Annotated in this window: 14 protein-coding genes; 8 read left to right on the top strand and 6 right to left on the bottom strand. The window is 71.7% G+C overall.

Translation table 11 applies throughout. The features are described 5' to 3' along the window. Nucleotides 1–87: 87 nt before the first annotated feature. Nucleotides 88–666, top strand: a complete 579-nt coding sequence (locus C5708_RS10770; protein WP_242920860.1) for an NAD(P)H-dependent oxidoreductase — start codon at nt 88–90, stop codon at nt 664–666. Nucleotides 667–669: 3 nt separating this feature from the next. Then, nucleotides 670–2571 carry a monovalent cation:proton antiporter-2 (CPA2) family protein gene (locus C5708_RS10765; RefSeq protein ID WP_242920858.1) on the top strand — a complete coding sequence of 634 codons (1902 nt, stop codon included), beginning with the start codon at nt 670–672 and terminating at the stop codon, nt 2569–2571. 43 nt (nt 2572–2614) lie between these two features. On the opposite strand, the gene C5708_RS10760 is transcribed toward C5708_RS10765, so the two are convergent. Next, nucleotides 2615–3286, bottom strand: coding sequence for an OmpA family protein (locus C5708_RS10760; protein ID WP_242920856.1), 672 nt, complete (start codon nt 3284–3286; stop codon nt 2615–2617). Between the two features lie 258 nt (nt 3287–3544). Here C5708_RS10760 and C5708_RS10755 point away from each other — a divergent pair, with 258 nt between their 5' ends. Together C5708_RS10755 and C5708_RS10750 are read left to right on the top strand one after the other, a co-directional pair. Next, entirely contained in the window at nt 3545–4483 is a 939-nt protein-coding gene (locus tag C5708_RS10755) for a 2-oxoglutarate and iron-dependent oxygenase domain-containing protein (RefSeq protein ID WP_242920848.1), read from the top strand. A 77-nt stretch (nt 4484–4560) separates the two neighbouring features. After that, nucleotides 4561–7023, top strand: a complete 2463-nt coding sequence (locus C5708_RS10750) for an ATP-binding protein (protein ID WP_242920846.1) — start codon at nt 4561–4563, stop codon at nt 7021–7023. A 7-nt stretch (nt 7024–7030) separates the two neighbouring features. Here C5708_RS10750 and C5708_RS10745 read toward each other — a convergent pair whose 3' ends face one another. From C5708_RS10745 to C5708_RS10735, 3 genes are all read right to left on the bottom strand, one after another. Next, the gene (locus C5708_RS10745; RefSeq protein ID WP_242920844.1) at nt 7031–8680 is read right to left on the bottom strand and encodes a TadE/TadG family type IV pilus assembly protein; all 1650 of its coding nucleotides are present in this window, start codon (nt 8678–8680) and stop codon (nt 7031–7033) included. 173 nt (nt 8681–8853) lie between these two features. Then, entirely contained in the window at nt 8854–10692 is a 1839-nt protein-coding gene (locus C5708_RS10740; RefSeq protein WP_242920842.1) for a M2 family metallopeptidase, read from the bottom strand. Between the two features lie 82 nt (nt 10693–10774). Continuing rightward, nucleotides 10775–11596: a folate-binding protein YgfZ gene (locus tag C5708_RS10735; protein WP_242920840.1), complete on the bottom strand. Its 822-nt coding sequence runs from the start codon at nt 11594–11596 to the stop codon at nt 10775–10777. A gap of 61 nt (nt 11597–11657) precedes the next feature. Between C5708_RS10735 and C5708_RS10730 the strand changes: the two genes are divergently transcribed. The 4 genes from C5708_RS10730 (at nt 11658) to C5708_RS10715 (ending at nt 17611) form a co-directional block, all read left to right on the top strand. After that, nucleotides 11658–12644, top strand: a complete 987-nt coding sequence (locus tag C5708_RS10730) for a glycosyltransferase family 9 protein (protein WP_242920838.1) — start codon at nt 11658–11660, stop codon at nt 12642–12644. After that, the gene (locus C5708_RS10725; protein WP_242920836.1) at nt 12637–13974 is read left to right on the top strand and encodes a dihydroorotase; all 1338 of its coding nucleotides are present in this window, start codon (nt 12637–12639) and stop codon (nt 13972–13974) included. Before C5708_RS10730 ends, C5708_RS10725 begins: the two co-directional genes overlap by 8 nt. A 252-nt stretch (nt 13975–14226) precedes the next feature. After that, nucleotides 14227–16023, top strand: a complete 1797-nt coding sequence (locus tag C5708_RS10720; protein ID WP_242920834.1) for an AMP-binding protein — start codon at nt 14227–14229, stop codon at nt 16021–16023. A gap of 46 nt (nt 16024–16069) precedes the next feature. Next, a complete protein-coding gene (locus C5708_RS10715) occupies nt 16070–17611 on the top strand; it encodes an acetolactate synthase large subunit (protein WP_242920832.1) in 1542 nt (513 codons plus the stop codon). Between the two features lie 5 nt (nt 17612–17616). Here C5708_RS10715 and C5708_RS10710 read toward each other — a convergent pair whose 3' ends face one another. Then, a complete protein-coding gene (locus C5708_RS10710; RefSeq protein ID WP_242920823.1) occupies nt 17617–18933 on the bottom strand; it encodes a S41 family peptidase in 1317 nt (438 codons plus the stop codon). Between the two features lie 148 nt (nt 18934–19081). Next, nucleotides 19082–20422 carry a hypothetical protein gene (locus tag C5708_RS10705; protein ID WP_242920821.1) on the bottom strand — a complete coding sequence of 447 codons (1341 nt, stop codon included), beginning with the start codon at nt 20420–20422 and terminating at the stop codon, nt 19082–19084. Nucleotides 20423–20547: the final 125 nt, after the last annotated feature.

Here is a 20547-nt window from a genome sequence, read left to right as displayed (position 1 = left end):
GGACGCCGGGGCCGGCGGCTTCAATGAACCATCTTCTAGGCGGAACGGCGGCCGCCCGGGTGAAACGCACGCGACAGGGACGCTTCTATGACCACGCATGCTCCGTCCAACCGCAATCTGCTGCTGGTGCTCGCCCACCCGGCCCTGGAGCGTTCGCGCGCCAACCGCGCCCTGCTCAAGGCCGCCAAGGTCTGCGCCGGCGTGACCTTCGACGACCTTTACGAGCTCTATCCGGACTTCATGGTCGACGTGGACGCCGAGCAGAAGAAGCTGGTCGACCACGACGTGATCGCCCTGCAGTTCCCGCTCTACTGGTATTCGGTGCCCTCGCTGCTCAAGGAGTGGCTCGACCTCGTCTGGCTGCATGGCTTCGCCTACGGCAAGGAGGGCAAGGCCCTGGTCGGCAAGCGGCTGTTCGTGGCCTGCACCACCGGCGGCGGGGCGGGGGCCTACCGGCCGGAAGGCTCCAACAACTTCACCATCGACGAGTTCCTGCGCCCGCTGGAGCAGACCGCCTATCTGTGCGGCATGAAATGGATGCGCCCGTTCGTGGTGCACGCCGCCGCGATCAAGGACGAGGACGCCCTCAAGATCGAGGCCGCCCGCTACCGCTCGCGCATCGAACGGCTGATCGGGGCGTCCGACCTCGCCAAGATGGAGGCCTGATCGGTGAGCGCGATCCTGATCCAGGCCCTGGTCTACCTCGCCGCCAGCGTGGTCTCGGTGCCGGTGGCCAAGCGCCTCGGCCTGGGCTCGGTGCTGGGCTATCTGATCGCCGGGGCGGTGATCGGCCCCTGGGCGCTAAACTTGGTCGGCGACCAGAAGGATGTGATGAGCTTCGCCGAGTTCGGCGTGGTCATCCTGCTGTTCCTGATCGGGCTGGAGGTGCGGCCGGCGCTCCTTTGGAGCATGCGCGGGGCCATCTTCGGCCTCGGCGGCGCCCAGGTGGCGGCCACCGCCGTCACCGTGGCGGGGGCCAGCATGGCGCTGGGCCTCGACTGGCGCCAGGCCCTGGCGGTCGGTCTGGTCCTGGCCATGTCGTCGACGGCCATCGTGCTCCAGACCCTCGACGAGAAGGGGTTGCGCAGCGGGCCGGTCGGCCGCGCCGCGTTCGGGGTGCTGCTGCTGCAGGACCTCTCGGTCATCCCGCTGTTCGCCCTTCTGCCGCTGCTGTCGGCCGACGGCGGGGCGGCGCACGCCTCGGCCTCCGCCGCCCAGTCGCACAGCCTGATCGCCGCCCTGCCGGCCTGGCTGCAGACCGTCGCCGTCCTCGGCGCGGTGGCGGTGGTGGTCGGCGGCGGGCGCTATCTGGTGCGGCCGGTGTTCCGCTTCATCGCCGCCGCCCGCCTGCGCGAGATCTTCACCGCCTCGGCCCTGCTGCTGGTGGTCGCCGTGGCCGTGCTGATGGAGCTGGTCGGCCTGTCGCCCGCCCTGGGCGCCTTCCTGGCCGGGGTGGTGCTGGCCGAGAGCGAGTTCCGCCGCGAGCTGGAGACCGACATCGAGCCGTTCCGCGGCCTGCTGCTCGGCCTGTTCTTCATCACCGTCGGCGCCGGGATCGACTTCGGCCTGGTCGCCCACCGGCCGCTGCAGCTGGTCGGCGTGGTGCTGGGCCTGATGACGCTGAAGTTCCTGGTGATGTTCGGCCTGGCCCGGCTGGCCGGCGCGTCGAGCCGGCCGGCGGCGGCCGTGGCCACCGCCCTGGCCCAGGGCGGCGAGTTCGCCTTCGTGCTGCTCACCTTCACCGTGGGCGCCGGCGTCATCGGCGCCGAGCTGGCGGCTCTGCTCACCGCCGCCGTCGCCCTTTCGATGGCGCTGACGCCGCTGGCCATGCTGGCCTACGAGCGGATCGCCACCGCCCTCGACGCGGCCATGCCCAGCGTCGAGCCGGAGGACACCCCCTTCGACGAGGGCCCGCCCGACGTGGTCATCGCCGGCTTCGGCCGGTTCGGCCAGGTGGTCGGACGGTTGCTGACCGCCAACGGCTTCCAGACGGCGGTGCTGGATTCCGACATCGAGCAGATCGACCTGCTGCGTCGCTTCGGCCGGCCGGTGCACTATGGCGACGCCACCCGCATCGACCTGCTGCGCAGCGCCGGCGCCGAGACGGCCAAGCTGCTGGTCATCGCCCTGGACGACCGCGAGAAGACGGTGGAGCTGGCCGAGAAGGCGCGGGAGGCCTTCCCGCACCTGAAGATCCTGGCCCGGGCCTGGGACCGGCGGCACGCCTACGACCTCTTGCGCAACGGCGCCGACGTGGTCGAGCGCGAGACCTTCGAGGGGGCGCTGTTCCTCGGCCAGAAGGCGCTCAAGCTGATGGGCTTCCGCAGCCACCGCGCCCATCGCGCCGCCAACCTGTTCCGGCGGCACGACCGGCGGACGTTCGCCGAGCTGGCCCCGATCTGGGGGCAGGAGGAGAACTACATCCTGGCCTCGCGCGACGCCGCCCAGACCATGGACCGCCTGTTGCAGGCCGACCTGCAGCGCATGCGGCCCGACACGGTGGACGACGCCTGGGACACCTCGAGCCTGGACGACGAGCTGCGCGAGCAGGCCGAGATCGAGCGCGTCTGAGGCCCGGCCCCCGGGAAGCCGGGCGCCGGGACGCAGAGGCCGGTCAGGCCGTGACCGGCGTCAGCACGATCTGGACGCGGCGGTTCTTGGCGCGGCCGTCGGGGGTGGCGTTGGTGGCGATCGGGTTGCGCTTGCCCATGCCGGTGACGGTGATGCGCTGCTGAACCACGCCGTGGCTTTGCAGATAGGCGGCGACCGACTGGGCGCGTCGTTCGGACAGTCCCTGGTTCAGCGCGTCCGAGCCGGTCGAATCGGTGAAGCCGACCACGTCGACATAGGTCTGCGGATAGCTCGACAGCGTCTGCGCCACCTGGTCCAGCGTCGGATAGAACCGCGACGAAATGTCGGCCTGGTTGGTGTCGAAGGTGATGTCGCCCGGCATGTTCAGGACGATGTTGTCGCCTTGCCGCTGCACGTCGACGCCGCTGCCGGCCAGTTGCTGGCGCAGCTGGGCCTGCTGCTTGTCCATGTAGTTGCCGACGAGGCCGCCGGCCAGGGCCCCGATGCCGGCCCCGAGCAGGGCGTTCTTGGCGGCCTGGTTGCCGCTGTGGGTGTTGGTCAGCGCGCCGAGGGCGGCCCCGCCCAGCGCCCCGGCGAGGACGCCGGTCCGCGCGTTGCTGCGCACCACCTGGCCGGTGTTCGGGTCGGTGGTTTCGCAGGCGGCCAGGGCCATGGCCCCGCACAGGCTGATGCTGACGGCGATCTTCTTGAGCATGACGGAGTCCTCTCAGGTGTCGACGCCCTAACGCGGGCCGCGCGCGCCGGTTCCGCGAAGTCGAGGCTTTGGGCCGTCCGCGCGCTGCACTTCGCCGCGTCTGCGCCGGCCGGCCGGCGGCCGCTCCCGGCGTCCTGGCCCGCCGGGGCGGCCTTCGGGCGCGGCCTGCGGAATCTTGCCGGGCCCGGCGGCCTTCGCCTGCGGGGCCGGAGCGTGTAGAACATCGACCCCTTCGCCGCCGTCCGCAGGAGCCCGCCCGTGCCCGCCGCCATCGAACCCGTTTCCTACGCCCTGTACGACCGGGACTTCGACGGCTTCGCCGAGGCCCTCGGCGCGTCGTTCGCGCGCTACGGCTTCGCGGTGATCGCCGACCACGACCTGCCCCAGGGAGCGGTCGACGACGCGGCGGCGGCGACCAAGGCCTTCTTCGCCCTGCCCGAGGAGGTCAAGCGCCGGTACATCCTGGCCGGGGCCGGCGGCGCGCGGGGCTACACCGCCTTCGGCGTCGAGACCGCCAAGGGCGCCCAGCTGTCGGACCTCAAGGAATTCTGGCACGTCGGCCGCGACCTGCCGCCAGGCCACGGCTATCGCCGCTACATGCCCGACAACGTCTGGCCGGCCGAGGTCGCGGGGTTCCATCCGGCGGTGGGCGGCCTCTACGGCGCCCTCGACGCCATGGGCGTGCGGGTCCTGCGGGCCATCGCCCGCTATCTGGGCCTCGACGTCGGCTTCTTCGACGACCCCGTGCGGCTGGGCAACAGCGTGCTGCGCCTGCTGCACTATCCGCCGACGCCCGCCGACGCCGGCGGCCACGTCCGCGCCGGCGCGCACGAGGACATCAACGTCATCACCCTGCTGCTGGGCGCCGAGGAGGGCGGCCTGGAGGTGATGACGCGCGAAGGCGAATGGCTGCCGATCAATCCGCCGCCCGGCTCGCTGGTCTGCAACATCGGCGACATGCTGCAGCGGCTGACCAACCATGTCCTGCCCTCGACCAGCCACCGCGTGGTCAATCCGCCGCCCGAGCGGCGCGGCGTCTCGCGCTATTCGACGCCGTTCTTCCTGCATTTCGAGCCTGAATATCTGATCCGCACCCTGCCGTCCTGCATCGGGCCGGACCGCCCCGACCGTTATCCGGTCCCGATCACCGCCGAGGACTTCCTCCAGGAGCGCCTGCGCGAGATCAAATTGATCTAACGCCGGTCTCTCACGCGTACGCAAAATTAAGGACGCCGCTCCAGGGTGCTCGCCACAGACTTGGACGAGCGATCCTCATGACCCCTGCGCCGTCGCCTTCGGAAGAAGCGGAGCGCCTGGCCGCCGTGGCCGCGCTGGACTTGGCGGCGGCCGAGCCGGCCTTCGAGCGCCTGGCCAGGCTGGCGGCGGCCCTGGCCGGCGTTCCCCTGGCCCATGTGGCGATGATGCAGGCCGACGGGGTCTGGCGCCCCGGCGTCGGCGGCCGCCTGACGCCGCGCGACATCTCGGTCACCGCCCGGGCGGTTCTGACCGACCAGCTGGTGTGGATCGAGGACGCCCGGCGCGATCCGGCCTACGCCGACAATCCCTTCGTCGTCGGCGCTCCCGGCGTGCGCTTCTTCGCCGCCGCGCCGATCCGCCTGCAGGACGGCGTGCGCCCGGGCGCGATCTGCGTGGGCGGCCCCGAGGCCAAGGCCTTCGATCCCGAGCTGGCGGCGCGGCTGGAGGACCTGGCCGCCCTGGTGGCGCTGGACTGCGACCGCCGCCGCGACCTGCGCGAGCTGGAGCGCGCCGAGGCGCAGGCGCGCTCGGCCGAGCGCCTGCTGTGGGCCATGGTCGAGGCCGCGCCGGTCGCCCTGGCCATGACCGATCGCGACATGCGCTTCGTGCACGTCAGCCAGCGCTGGCGCGCCGACCTGGGCATGGAAGGGGCCGAGGTGGCCGGCCGCAGCGTCCGCGAGCTGTTCCCCGAGATCCACCGGCGCTGGGGCGAGGTCCACCAGCGCTGCCTGGCGGGGGAATCGGTGCACGCCGAACAGATCGCCATGCCGCTGCCGGGCGGCCGCACCATGTGGGTCCGCTGCGAGATCACCCCCTGGCGCGACGCCGGCGGCGAGGTGGGCGGCCTGCTGATGATGACCCACGACGTCAGCGACATCGTCCGCTCCCTGCGCCAGGTCGAGCGGTCCGAGCGGCGGCTGGAGATGGCGGTCGAGATCGGCGATCTGCTGGTGTGGGAGCTCGACTTCGCCCGCGGCGCCCTGCAGCTGCACGGCGCGCGGCCGGAGGACTTCTTCGGGCGGCGCCCGAGCTTCGACGAGCTCGCCCCCGACATCTGGGCGTGCGTCCATCCCGGCGACAGGGCCGAGGCCGTCGCCCAGTGGGACCGCCATGTCGCCGAGGGGACGCCCTATCGCTGCGATCACCGCCTCGCGCGGGAGGACGGCGTCGAGGTCTGGGTCAGCTCGTCCTGCGAGATGGTGCGCGGCGAGGACGGCCGCATCGAGCGGCTGGTCGGCGTGTTCAAGAACATCACGGCGCACAAGCTGGGCGAGATCGCCGCCGGTCAGGCGCGCGACGCCGCCGAGGCCGCCAACCAGGCCAAGAGCGAGTTCCTGGCCAATATGAGCCACGAGATCCGCACGCCCCTCAACGGCGTGCTGGGCGTGGCCGGGGCGCTGGCCCGCACCGAGCTTGGGCCGCGCCAGCGCGAGATGGTCGAGCTGATCGAGGACTCGGCCAACACCCTGGGCTGCCTGCTCAACGACGTCCTCGACCTCGCCCGCATCGAATCCGGCCATCTCGAGCTCAAGGACGACCCGTTCGACCTGGAGGACGCGGTGGGCGTGGTCGCCGCGCTGTTCCGGGCCCAGGCCCGGGCCAAGGGGCTGGACTTCGCCGTCACCGTGGCGCCGGCCGCGCGCGGCGGCTATCGCGGCGACGTCGTCCGGCTGCGGCAGATCCTGGCCAACCTGTTGTCGAATGCGGTCAAGTTCACCGAGCGCGGCGGCGTCGCCGTCCGCGTCGAGGTCGCGCGGATCGAGGACGGCGAGCGGCTGGCGATCACCGTGCGCGACACCGGCGTCGGCATTCCCGCCGATGTGAAGGCCCGGCTGTTCCGCCGCTTCGAGCAGGGCGACGGCTCGATCACCCGCCGGTTCGGGGGCAGCGGCCTGGGGCTGGCGATCTCGCGGACCCTGGCCCAAGCCATGGGCGGGGAGCTGGCGGTGGAATCGGCCCCCGGACTTGGCTCCAGCTTCCGGCTGACGGTCGACCTGCCGCGCCAGGCCGAGGGCGGCGATCAGGAGCACGCGCGGCCCGAGCCGGCCCAATCCCCGGCCCTGGAGGACGCCGCGCCGCCGCGGGTGCTGCTGGCCGAGGACAATCCCGCCAACCGCCGGGTCGTCTCGCTGATCCTCGAAGCGGTCGGCGCGGTGCTGACCTGCGTGGAGAACGGCGCCGAGGCGGTGGCCGCCGCCGAGGCCGCCGCCTTCGACCTGGTGCTGATGGACATGCAGATGCCGGTGATGGACGGCCTGACCGCCATCCGGACCATTCGTCTGCGCGAGGCGGCGGCGGGCCTGGCGCCGACGCCGATCTACGCCCTCACCGCCAACGCCTTGCCCGAGCATGTCGCGGCTTCGCGGGCGGCCGGGGCGGACCACCACCTGGCCAAGCCGATCTCGGCGACCGCGTTGATCGACGCGGTGCGCGCCGCCGTGTCCGTCGGCGCCGCGCGCGAGGCCCGCCGCAGCGCCTGACGGCGGCCTATTTCGAGATGCGCAGGTTGTTGATCTGGCCGGCGATGGTGCTGAACACCGAGCTCAGCTGCGCCGAGTCCGTGACGTCGAAATACTTGTCGGGCGACGAGGCGCAGGCGCTCAGCCCGCTGCGCGAGTGGTCGGAGACGCCCACCCCGATGGTGTAGATGATGATGCCCTTGGCCTTCATGTTGGTGCAGACCAGCGCCTCGCGCGAGTCGATGGCCAGCATGCGGTCATCGGACGACGAGGTCTCGTCCAGCGGCGTCAAGCTGGCGTCCAGCAGACGCTTCTGCCACATGTAGCCGACCCCGGTGTAGATCGAGTTTTCCGGGTTGTTGTAGGTGTCGTTGGTGTTGTCGCCGTCGGTGAGCAGGATCATCACCTTGGACAGCTTGTCGGTGGTGTAGAGCGCGCCGGCCGAATAGGGCGAGGCGGGCGTGAACGGCGGCGTCGGCGACAGCATGTGCCAGCCCCACATCGCGCCCATGGCGATGTTGGTGTTGCCGTTCGGCTGCATGTTGTTCAGCTGGTTCTTGACCGCCGTGGCGTTGGCGGCGGTGTTGACGGTGAGCAGCGGCTGCATGGCGGCCATCGAGCAGCCCTTGTTCGGGCCCTTCGAGCCCGTGCCGTTGTCGGTGCGCGAGAAGCCGGACCAGTTGGACGTGCCGTATTTGTTCGCGTTGCCCTGACGCGCCTGCCAGGTCGTGCCGGTCAGGTCGTTGGTGATGTAGTTGTTGGTGAAGGAATAATAGTAGCCCCAGCCGTTGGAGATCTTGTTGTTGTCGGGCTCGTCGGGCGCGAAGTAGGGCACGAACATCGTCGCCGGAACGCTCGGGCTCGAGCCGGTGTCCTGGACGTCATAGGGCGCCGGCCGGCTTTCGACGCAACCGGCCCAGGTCAGCCCCATCTTGGCCAGCAGCGCGAACCGGTCGGTGTTCGCCTGGGTGAACAGGTCCGCGCCGTAGGCCGCCGGCTGCACGCCGGTGATCCAGCCCGAGCTCTTGTTCGACGGGGCGACCCTGACGGTCATCGAGAACGGCACGACGGCGATCTTGACCGAGTTGGGGTCCGACGCGCGCTGGGCCGCCGCCGACAGGATGTCGACCAACGAGGACGCCGCCGACTTCAGGGCGGTCATCTTGGTGCCCGAGCCCAGGGTGTCGGCCATCGAGCCGGTGTTGTCGAGCACCATGGCCACTTCGATCTTGTTGATCGAGCGCACCACTTCGGAGTGGGCCGCGAGGGTGATGGTGGCCCCGAACAGCGAGGTCAGCACCGGCTGGATGGTCGCCGAGGCGTCGGCGACGATGGTGTTGTTGCTCGCCACGAAGTTCTGCGGCGACGAGACCAGGGTCATGCCGCCGTTGGCGTTGAGCTGCGAGCGCAGGATGGAGACGCCCAGGGTGTTCATCTGGGTCGCGTCGGTCAGGGTCGAGCGGGCGACCGCCAGGGCGGCCGAGTCCAGCGAATCCTGCAGGCTTTGCCGGGCGGACGAGGCGCGGCTGTAGTCGACGGCGCCGAGGGCCAGCACCGCCACCAGCGGCATGGCGATGGCGAATATCGCCGCCGCCGCGCCGCTGCGATCGCGGGCGAAGGCGCGCGCGCCGTTCCAAAGCCGATTCCGGCCCGTCTTTTCTTTAGACGCGCAAGCCATGCATCCTCGCCGAATTATGGGCGGACCTTCCCCAAGCCTCGGCAGCATGCGGCGCACGCGGTAAACGAACGCCCAGCAAAGTCGGTTAACGCCGCTTGAATCTGCGGCGGCGGTCCGGCGCGGAGCCCGCCGTCGGGCCCCGCGCCGCCGCGGTCAGGAAGCCGGCCGGCCGGTCACCAGCCGCACGCCTCGCCCTTGTTCTGCTGGGTCAGCCAGTCGTTGAGCGCCTTGTAGTATTCGGTGATCGCGCTCGCATCGAGGCGGTCCTCGCCGGTGAAGGTCTTCAGCGCCTCGGGCCAGGGCTTGGATTGGCCGAGCTCCAGCATGGCCTGGAAGCGCTGGCCGACTTCCTTGTCGCCATAGACCGAGCAGCGGTTCAGGGGTCCGTTCCAGCCGGCCTGGCGGCAGGCGGCGCGGTAGAACTGGTACTGGTAGATGTCGGCCAGGAAGTAGCGCATGTACGGCGTCGAGTCGGCGACGTGGAACTTGGCGCCGGGGTCGAAGGCGTCGGCCGGCCGCTCGTCCGGCGGGGTCACGCCCTGGTACTTCAGCCGCAGGTCCCACCAGGCCTTGTTGTACTGTTCCGGCGTCACCCGGCCCGAGAACACCTCCCAGCGCCACTTGTCGACCAGGAGGCCCCAGGGCAGGAACGCCACCTTGTCCAGCGCCCGCTTGAGCAGCAGCGGGATGTCGGCCTCGGCGCCGGGAACCGTGTCGATCAGGCCGATCTGCTTGAGGTAGGTCGGCGTCAGGGCGTTCATGCCGACGAAGTCGCCGATGGCTTCGTGGAAGCCGTCGTTCGCCCCGTTCTTGAACAGGAACGGCTGGTCGGCGTAGGCGCGCTGATAGAAGTTGTGGCCCAGCTCGTGGTGGACGGTGAAGAAGTCGTCGGCGTTGACCCGCGTGCACATCTTGATGCGCAGGTCCTGCTTGTTGTCGATGTCCCAGGCCGAGGCGTGGCAGACCACCTCGCGGTCGCGCGGGCGGGTGATCTGCGAGCGCTTCCAGAAGGTGTCGGGCAGGGGCGAGAAGCCCAGCGAGGTGTAGAAGCCCTCGCCGGTCTTGACCATCTTCACCGGGTCGTAGCCGTGGTCGACCAACTGCTTGGTCAGGTCGTAGTTCAGGCCGGCCCCGGCCTTGGGCGCGACGATGTCGTAGATGTTGCCCCATTCCTGGGCCCACATGTTGCCCAGGAGGTCGGCGCGGATCGGCCCCTTTCGCGGCTGGACGGCGTCGCCGTACTTGTCGTTCAGCCGGGCGCGCACGTAGCAGTGCAGGTTCTTGTAGAACGGCTCGACCTGGGCCCACAGCCGGTCGGTCTCCCTGCCGAAATCGTCCGGCGGCATGTCGTACCAGGATCGCCAGAGCGCCCCGGTGTCCGGGTAGCCCAGCTCGCGCGAGCCCTGGTTGGCCAGGGCGGTCAGCTTGGCGTAGTCGCCCTTCATCGGCTTGGCCACGGCGTGCCAGCCGTCCCACATCGCCTTGATCTTGGCCGGGTCGCGCTCGGTGCGCAGGGCGTCGTCGAGATCGTCGAGCCCCATGGTCTTGCCGTCGATGGTCACCTTGCCGGTCGAATAGGCGGTGTCGAGCCGGGCCTGGATGTCGGCGAGCTCCTGGCTGGCGCCCGGGCGGCCCGGCGCGGGCATTACCAGCCCGCCCTTGAGCAGCTCGAGCTTGCGGCGGGTGACGGCGTCGACCTTGACGCCGTTGAAGCGGGCGGCCTCCTTGGCGTAGCGCACCGACAGGTCGGTGGCCTCGGCGTTGGCCTTCGCGGTCAGCCAGTTGGTGTCGTCGGTGATGTAGGTGTTCTGCACCCATTGGGCGCGGCTGGCGTATTCGCTTTCCTTGGCCAGCGCCTCCTCGGCGCGGGCGACGAAGGCCTTGGCCTCGGCGGCCGTGGGCGCGGCGTGGGCGGCGGGTTTCGCCGGAGCCTTGGCGGCGGCGTGCGCGGCGAAGCCGCCGGCGGCCAGCATCGCCACGACGGCCGAGGCCGCCAGCAGCTTGGTTTTCATCGCAGGGGTCCCCCATGGAGCATTGCGGCCCGGTCTTGCGCCGGGCGATCCGCCGCCATGGGAGCGCCGCGCAGCCGAAGCGTCAAGCGTCGGCGGGAAACCAGGCCGGCCGTTCCATCCGCACCGGCCGGCCGTCGGCGGTCAGCGCGGCGCCGGCCACGCGGTCCAGCCGCAGCAGCGCCATGGCCCGGCCCTCGACGCCCGACAGCACCTCGCCCGCCCGCAGCTCGCCGGCCAGGATCTCGGTCCCCGGCGGCGGCGGCGGCCCGTCGAAGGCGATCGGGGCCATGCGGCTCTTGACCACGCCGCGCCGCTTCATGCGCGAGGTGGTCTCCTGGCCGATGAAGCAGCCCTTGTGGAAGTCGATGCCGCCCAACAGGTCGAAATCGGCCTCGATGGGATAGGCGCGGTCCTCGCCCCAGTCGCCAGGGCCCGGCGCGCCCAGCGCCAGGCGCAGGGTCTCGTAGTCGGCCTCGTCCGCCGGCCGGGCGTCGGCGGGGGCCGGCTGGCCGTAGCCGCGCAGGCCCAGGGCCGGCAGGCGCGGATCGGGGCTCCAGCCGGGGCGCGGCGCCAGGGCCGCGTCGCCGAACAGCACGCCGACGCCGGCTTCGTCGGCGGCGATCTCGACCTTGGCCCGCAGGCGATAGATCGACAGCCTCTGGATCAGCGCCGCCCGCCGCTCGGCCTGGCAGTCGAGCCAGCAGCCGTCCTCGCGGCCGATCACGAACAGGTCGAACAGCAGCCGGCCCTGCGGCGTCAGCAAGGCGGCGAAGCGGACCTCGCCCGCCTTCAAGGCGGCGACGTCGTTGGTCAGCAGGTTGTGCAGGAAATCCCGCCAGTCGGGGCCGGCCACCGAGATCAGCGCCCGGCTGGGCAGGGCTGCGAAGAAGGGCGAAGCGCTCATGCTCCCCATGTGGCGCCGCCGCCGCTGGAGCGCCAGGGCCGTCGGCTCTATAGAAGGACGGATGACCGGCCCAGGTTTTCCGATTCTATTCATCACCGCCACGCGTATCGGCGACGCGGTGCTGTCGTCGGGCCTCGTCAAGCGGCTGTCCGACGAGATCCCCAACGCCCGCTTCACCATCGTCGCCGGCCCGGTCGCCGCGCCGCTGTTCCGCGAGATGCCCAACCTCGACGACCTGATCGTCATGCGCAAGGAGAAGGGCGACCGCCACTGGTTCCGCCTGTGGAACCGCGTGCGCCGCCGCCGCTGGGGGCTGGTGGTCGACCTGCGCGGCTCGGCGATCAGCCGCTTCCTGCGCCGTCGCCGGCGGGCCGTGCATCGCCGTGGCTTCGGCGAGCCGGTGCACAAGGTGGTCGAGGCCGCCCGCGTGCTGCAGATCGACGGCGACCCGCCGGCCCCGTATCTCCATGTCGGCGCCGAGACCGAGGCCCGCGCCCAGGAGCTGCTGGCCGGGCAGGGGCCGATACTGGCGGTCGGGCCGGCCGCCAACTGGATCGGCAAGACCTGGCCCACCGACCGTTTCGCCCGCGCGGCCATCGAGCTCCTGGGACCGAACGGGCCGATGCCGACGGGACGGCTGCTGATCCTCGGCGGTCCCGACGACTGGCGCGCCGCCGAGCCGCTGCGCAAGTCGATCCCGCGCGAGCGGTGGATCGACCTCACCGGCCAGATCGACCTGCTCACCGCCTTCGCCTGCCTCAAGCACGTGCGGATGTTCATCGGCAACGACAGCGGCCTGATGCATCTGGCCGCCGCCGCCGGGGCGCCGACCCTGGGGCTGTTCGGCCCCTCGGACGAACGGCTCTACGGACCCTGGGGCCGCCACACCATGGCCCTGCGCGGCCCGCGCGACCTCGACGCCATCCGCAGGGTCGATCCCGACCTTTCGCAGCCGATCTGCCATATGCTCGACCTGCCGGTGGAATCGGTGATCCGCGCGGCCAAGAAGCTCTACGCCGACACCGAAAGCGAGTTTCCCGATGCCTGAGACCTTCGACCTGATCGTGCGCGGGGGCGAGGTGGTCAACCACGCCGGACGCGGCCTCGCCGACGTCGGCGTGCGCGCCGGCAAGATCGCCGCCGTCGGCGACCTGTCCCAGGCCTCGGCGGGCGAGGTGTTCGACGCGGCCGGCCTGACCGTGCTGCCCGGCGTCATCGACAGCCAGGTCCATTTCCGCGAGCCGGGCCTGGAGTGGAAGGAAGACCTCGAGAGCGGCAGCCGCGGCGCGGTGCTCGGCGGCGTCGTCGCCGTGTTCGAGATGCCCAACACCGAGCCGACCACCACCGACGCCGACGCCCTGGCCGACAAGCTGGCGCGGGCCAAGGGGCGGATGCACTGCGACCACGCCTTCTATGTCGGCGGCACGCACGAGAACGCCGCCTTCCTGGGCGACCTGGAGCGCCTGCCGGGCTGCTGCGGCGTCAAGGTGTTCATGGGGGCCTCGACCGGCACCCTGCTGGTCGCCGACGACGAGGGCGTCGAGGCGGTGCTGCGCAGCATCAAGCGGCGGGCCGCCTTCCATTCCGAGGACGAATATCGCCTGGCCGAGCGCCGCCCCCTGGCCCGCATCGGCGACTGGACCAGCCACCCGGAGGTGCGCGACGCCCAGTCGGCCATCCAGTCGACCGAGCGGCTGGTGCGCCTGGCGCGCAAGACCGGCAAGCGCATCCATGTCCTGCACGTCACCACCGCCCAGGAGATCGAGTTCCTGGCCCGCAACAAGGACGTGGCCAGCGTCGAGCTGACGCCGCAGCACCTGACCCTGACCGGGCCTGAGGCCTATGAGCGGCTCAAGGGCTTCGCCCAGATGAACCCGCCGATCCGCGACGCCAGCCACCAGCCGGGGCTGTGGCGGGCGATCGAGATGGGGGTGGCCGACGTGCTCGGCTCCGACCACGCGCCGCACACCCGCGAGGAGAAGGCCCGGCCCTATCCGGCCTCGCCGTCGGGCATGCCGGGAGTGCAGACCCTGGTGCCGGTCATGCTGACCCACGTCGCCGAGGGGCGGCTGAGCCTGGAGCGGTTCGTCGACCTGACCAGCCACGGCGCCAACCGCGTGTTCGGCCTGGCCGGCAAGGGCCGCCTCGCCGAGGGGTTCGACGCCGACCTGACCATCGTCGACCTCAAGGCCCGGCGGACGATCACCCACGACTGGATGGCCACTCGTTCGGGCTGGACGCCGTTCGACGGCTTCGAGGCCAAGGGCTGGCCGACGGCCACCATCATCCGCGGCCGGGTGGTGATGCGCGACGACGAGATCGTCGCCGAGGGAACCGGCGAGCCGGCCCGCTTCCTGGAGACCCTGCCGGAAGCGTGAGGCTTTTTGACGCTGGCGACGGATTTCCGATTCCAGGCGTTTAATGGGTGCGCCGCACCTACCCGCGGCCAAGACACTCGCGCGCGGCGCCGGTCACGGCGTCGCGCTTCTTTTTGGGCGGCGGCCGGCGGCGGACCGGCCCGAGGCCCGGTTCCTGGCGCGAAAGCCGGCGCGGCCGGCCGGCTGACCCTTCCCATCGCCGGCGGGGCGGGCTACCGATTCGGCGGGGAAGCGCAACGCGGCGGAGATCGCATGGAAGACGGCTCGCTGGCCCAGGGCGGGATAGGGACGCGGTTCCGCGATCCCCGCTACGCGCCGCGTCGGCTGGAGGTCGAACGCCGCGGCGACGGGACGCTGGTCCTGACCAATCCGACCGCTTACGACGACCGTTTCCAGACCGCCAACGCCGCCCTCGACCATTGGGCCGCCGTCGCTCCCGCCCGGTCGTGGCTGGCCGAGCGCGCCGGCCAGGGCTGGCGGCGCGTCGGCTTCGGCGAGGCGCATGGAATGGCGGCGGCCCTGGCCGGCGGCCTGCGCGAGCTGGGGCTCGGGCGCGGCGACGCCCTGCTGATCCTGGCGCGCAACGGCATCGACCACGCGCTGATCAGCTACGCCGCCATGCGGATCGGCGCGGCGGCCGCTCCGGTCTCGCCGCAGTATGGCCTGTCGGGGGCCGATCCCGCCCGGCTGAACCACGCCGTCGGCCTGATCGGGCCGCGCTGCGTCTATGTCGATGACGCCGAGGCCTTCGCCGGGGCGCTGGCCCTGCCGGCCCTGGCCGGGCTGCCGGTGGTCGCCAGCCGCAATCCCGGCCCCGGCCACGTCGCCTTCGGCCGACTGCTGCGCGCGGCGGCGGTCGAAAACCTCGCCCGGCCCGAGGACGCGGCCAAGCTGCTGCTGACTTCCGGCTCGACGGGCCGGCCCAAGGCGGTGATCTGCACCCACCGCAACATGGCGCTGAACGCGGCGCAGATCGCCGCCTGTTTCGACGATCCCGACCCGCCGGCGGTGGTCAACGCCGCGCCGTGGAGCCACAGCCTGGGCGCCAACGCCATCCTGCACATGGTGCTGCATCGCGGCGGCGACCTGCATATCGACGCCGGCCAGCCGACCCCCCAGCGGTTCGGCGAGACGGTGCGCAACCTGCACGAGGTCTCGCCGACCTATCACAACATGGTCCCGGCCGGCTGGAGCCTGTTCGCCGGCGAGCTGGAGCGCGACGAGGCCCTGGCGCGGACCTTCTTCGCCCGGGTGCGGGTGCTGCAGTACGGCGGCGCGGCCATGCCCCAGAGCGTCTGCGACCGGGTGCAGGCCGTGGCCCTGCGCACGGTCGGCGAGAAGATCACCTTCGCCACCGGCTACGGCTCCACCGAGACCGGCCCCACCGCCTGCAACATCCACTGGGTCAACGAGCGCACCGGCATGATCGGCCTGCCGGTGCCGGGCACGGCGGTGAAGCTGGCCCCCGACGGGGCCAAGTTCGAGATCCGCGTGAAGGGGCCGCAGGTCTCGCCGGGCTATCTGAACGCCGCCGAGGCGTCGGCCGCCGCCTTCGACGAGGAGGGCTTCTATCGCCTGGGCGACGCCGCCCGGCTGGCCGAACCCGACCGGCCCGAGGCTGGCCTGGTGTTCGACGGCCGGCTGGTCGAGAATTTCAAGCTGGCCTCGGGCTCGTTCGTCGCGGCCGGGGCGCTGCGCACGGCGGCGGTGTCGGCGATCGGCGGCGCGGTCGCCGACGCGGTGGTCTGCGGCGAGGGCCGCGAAGGCGTCGGCCTGCTGCTGTTCCTCAACGCGCCGTTCTGCGAGCGGCTGGGCGACGCGGCGGCGAGGGCCGCCGTGACGGCGGGGCTGGCCGGCTTCAACGCCGCCGCGTCGAGCCCCGGCGGCCGCGTGGCCCGCGCCCTGATCCTCGACGGCGCGCCCGATCCCGACGCCGGCGAGATCACCGACAAGGGCTACATCAACCAGGCCCTGACCCGCGAACGCCGCGCCGCCGAGGTCGAGCGGCTGTTCGCTTCCACCCCCGATCCCGAGGTGCTGGTCTTTTAGCCCGCGCCGCCAATTTAAGCTTTCCCCAGACGGACGAGGTTCGCCCATGAACGGCGCCGACGCGCTCATCGAGACCCTGGCCGACAACGGCGTCGAGGCCTGTTTCGCCAATCCCGGCACCAGCGAGATGCAGTTCGTGGTCGCCCTCGACCGCGAGCCGCGCGTGCGCCCGGTGCTGTGCCTGTTCGAGGGCGTCGCCACCGGCGCGGCCGACGGCTACGGGCGCATGGCCGGCAAGCCGGCGGCGACGTTGCTGCACCTGGGGCCCGGCTACGCCAACGGCGGGGCCAACCTGCACAACGCCCGCCGGGCCGGCACGCCGGTGGTCAACGTCATCGGCGACCACGCCACCTATCACCGTCAGTACGACGCGCCCCTGACCTCGGACGTCGCCGGCTGGGCGAAGCCCAACTCGAACTGGGTCAAGTCGGCCGACAGCGCCGACGCGGTCGGCCCCCTGGCGGCCGAGGCGGTGGCCGCCAGCTACGGCCCGCCGGGCGGCTGCGCCTCGCTGATCCTGCCGGCCGACAGCGCCTGGTCGCCGACCACGGTGAAGGGGCCGAGGATCGCGCCGCCGACCCGCGCCATGCCCGCCGCCGCTGCGATCGAGGCCGCCGCCAGGGCGGTGCGCGCCGCGGCCAAGCCGGTGGTCCTGCTGGGCAATCCGGCCGTCACCGAACAGGGGCTCAAGGCCGCCGGCCGCCTGTCCGCCGCCGGGGTGCGGGTGCTCAACGACACCTTCATCGCCCGCCAGCCGCGCGGGGCCGGGCGCTTCTCGCCCGACCGCATGATGTATTTCGGCGAGCAGGCCATGATGGACCTGGCCGGCGCGGACCTGATGGTGCTGGTCGGGACCAGCGTTCCGGTGGCCTTCTTCGCTTATCCCGACAAGCCGAGCGTGTTGGTTCCCGACGGTTGCCGGACCCTGGACCTGGCCGACAAGGCCCAGGACGCGGCGGGCGCGCTGGCGGCCCTGGCCGACGCGCTGGGCGCGCCCGAGGCGATCCCGGTCGTCGATCTCGACCTGCCGGACGCGCCGACCGGCGAGCTCAACCCCTACGCCATCGGCGCCTCCATCGCCCGCCACATGCCCGAGGGCGCGATCATCTCGGACGACGCGGTCACGGCCGGCCTGCCGATTTTCATGCAGACCAAGGCGGCGCGGCCGCACGACTGGCTGGCCCTGACCGGCGGCGCCATCGGCCAGGGTGTTCCCCTCGCCCTCGGCGCGGCGGTGGCCTGCCCGGACCGCAAGGTGCTGTCGCTCAACGGCGACGGCGCGGCCATGTACACGGTGCAGGGCCTGTGGAGCCTGGCGCGGGAGAACCTCGACGTGACGGTGGTGGTGTTCGCCAACCACGCCTATCGCATCCTCAACATCGAGCTGGCCCGCACCGGCGCCGGCAACGCCGGGCCGGCGGCCAGGACCCTGCTCGATCTCGGCGACCCGCGCATCGACTGGGTGCAGGTGGCGGGCGGCCTCGGCCTGCCGGCCGAACGCTGCGTCAGCGCCGAAAGCTTCGATCAGGCCATGGCCCGGGCGATGTCGACCCCGGGGCCGCGCTTCATCGAGGCGGCCATCCGCTAGGCGGTTCAGTCGCCGCGCTTGAAGCGGCTGACCGAACCGTCCGAGGTCTCCAGCTTCGCGGCGACGACGCGGCCCTGGCCGTCGCGGGCGAACGTCAACCGCCGGGTCGGCTCGCCCTCGACGGTGAAGGCGTCCACGCCGAGGGGCGCCAGGGTCAGGACGGGGCGGCGGCCATTGTGCAGGAGCAGCTTGCCGTCCTCGGTGGTCAGGCTAAGCGGCGGGAAGGCGCCGACATAGTCGCCCAGCGCCAGCCCGGTCGGCGGCCGGGCCTTGGCCCGCAGGGCCTCCAGGGCCCAGCGCGCATCGGCGGTCTCGTCGGCCGGCGCCGTCTTGAGCACGGCCTCGAGCGCCAGGGCCTGCGCCCGGTCCAGCGCCTGCGCCGACGGCGCGGCGACGTCCGGACGCACGCCGACGCGCTCCCAGTTGGTCTTGGTGATCGGGTTGATCGGCTCGCCCGACGAGATGAACACCGAGAAGCCGCCGCCGGCGTCGTAGGGCTGGCCCGGATTGGCGGCGCCGGCGCTGGTCTCGCCGACGATCGTGGCCCGACGGGCGGTCTGCAGGGTGTAGGCGAAGCTTTCCGCCGCCGATCCGGTGCGGGCGCTGACCAGGACGTAGAGCGGGACCGTCAGCCGCCGGGGGCCGGGATTGTCCAGCGGCGGCGTCTCCTTGGAGATCTCGACGCCGGCGCCGGCGCGCTCGTGGAAGGTGTTGTAGATGTCGGCGCCGGGCGGCGTGAACCAGCTGACCAGATAGCCGACCATGTTCGGCGCGCCGCCGCCGTTGTCCCTCAGGTCGATGATCACGGCGTCGGTGTCGGCGACCTGGGCCATAGCGGCGTCGGCGGCGCGCTTGGCCGGCGCGTCGGCCTTCTCGAAATCGGCGAACATCCGCAGGTCGACATAGCCGATGTTCCCCGGGAGGATTTCGACGCGCCGGAAGCCGTAGCCGCGGCGGCGCTCCAGGGACGGGCCCCCCATCATGGGCCGGGGCGGCTCCTGCGCCGCCGGTTCCGGGGGCCGCCAGGCGACGTTGAAGTGGGCGTCGATCGGCTTGAGCCGGGCGGTCAGGGCGGTGGCCAGGTCGCCGTTGTCGGTCAGCTTGTCGAACGCGCCGGCCTTGGCGGCCTGACGCAGGTCCGCGGCGATCCGCCGGGCCTGGTCGGGGTGCACGTAGTCGTCCTCGATCAGCCTGGCGACGCGGTCGACCACGGCGCGCGGGGTCTGGGCCGTCGCCGCCGGGGCTGAAGGCGCGGCCGATGCGGCGGTCGCCGCCATCATGGCCGCGGTCGTCGCCGCCCATATGCCGAACCTGACGCCCATGGCCGCTCGCCCCTCGATCTCCCGACCCGTCCAGCACGCCCCTCCCGGCGACCTCGGGCAAGTGAATTAGCGGTAAGGTGGGACGCCGACGAAAAGCCCCGCCGGATCGCTCCGGCGGGGCCTCGTCGGTCAGTCGGGGCCGATCGGATCAGCCCTTGGTGTTGCCGGGCAGCTTGCAGCCGCCGCCGATGCCGGACGCCTGGTTGCAGGCCAGCACTTCCTTGGCGTCGGCCGCGCCCTTCGGATAGACCAGCACCCAGCCGGGCAGGCCGTCCGAGCACGCCACTTCCAGATAGCCTTCGCCGTTGGCGGCGGTGCCGATGGCGCGGGCGTTGGACACCGTGCAGGTGTTCTTGCCCTTGGCCTTCAGCTGGGTGGTCAGCTTGGGATAGGCCGCGTCCTGCTTGGTGAACGAGCAGCGGTAGCCTTCGAGCTGCGACATGGCGCAGTCGTAGATGCTGGCGTGGTCGGCGTAGAAGATGCCGACGGCGCCGTCCGCCCGGTTGCCGCAGGACAGCTCGACCGCCTCGCTTTGCGGCGGGGCCGACGGGAACACAGCGTACTTGGACACCTCGCAGTCATAGCCGGCCTTCTTGGCCAGCTTGGTGTAGAGCGAGGCCTGGGCGGTCTGGGCCTGGCGGGCGTTGGTCAGGGTGCAGCCGCCGTTGACGAAGTCGGCCTGGGCGCAGGGGATGGTCTTGACGAACTCGCCCTTGTTGTTGGCCTGGACCATGAAGCCGGAATTGTCGGCGCAGGAGAACTCGTAATAGTCGTCGCCGGCCTTGCTGGTCAGGACGTAGCGCTGGTCCTTGACCTGGCAAGAGGCGTTGGCCTTGCCGGCCAGGGCCTTGGCCGGGGCCAGGTTGGCGTCATGGGTGGTCAGCTCGCAGGTCTTGCCCATGCCTTCCCAGGCCAGGCAGCTCAGCACTTCCGGCGCGGCGGCGGTGCGGGGCAGGTTCTGCAGCACGACGACGCCGGTGCCGCTGGAGCACTTGGCCTCATAGAAGGCGGCGGTCTTGTTCTGGCCGATGTACTTGGCGTCGGCCACCTGGCAGGGGTTGCCGGCCTTGGTGATGCCCGACTGCAGCCCGGCGCTGGGGTTGGCGTTGGCGGGCAGGGCGCACTTGAGGGTGTTGTCCTTGCCGCTGGCGTCCTTGCCCGAGGTGGCCAGGCAGTCATAGACGTCCGGCGTGGCCCCGTCCTTGGCCGCGAACACGTAGCCGGGGCCTTCCGAGCAGGCCACTTCGACGAACTTGCTGACGACTTCCTTGTCGCCTTCCTTGGTCTTGCCCTGGCCGATGAAGCGGGCGTCCGACAGGGTGCAGGGCAGGCTGGCGGCCTGGATCAGCGCCGGCGCGGCCTCCATGCCCTGCTTGTGCTGCTGGTCCGAGACGCCGCCGCCAGACGACTTGGCGGCCAGCGACAGGGACGCCGGAATGGCGGCCGCGGCGATCAAGGCGACCGCAAGACCGATTCCGATTGGCCTCATGGGAAATTCTCCTGGGTGAATCCTTCCGTGGCGCGTTTTAAACGCCCCGCCGCCCCGGGGGTCAAGCGCGTCCGCCGCCGTTCCGCCGCGTGAGGCCTTGTCTTTCGCCGAGGACGCCTTATGCC

This window comes from Caulobacter sp. CCUG 60055 (genome assembly GCF_022750545.1).
Taxonomy (GTDB): Bacteria; Pseudomonadota; Alphaproteobacteria; order Caulobacterales; family Caulobacteraceae; genus PUIC01.
This window is presented reverse-complemented; position numbering and strand designations above follow the sequence as displayed.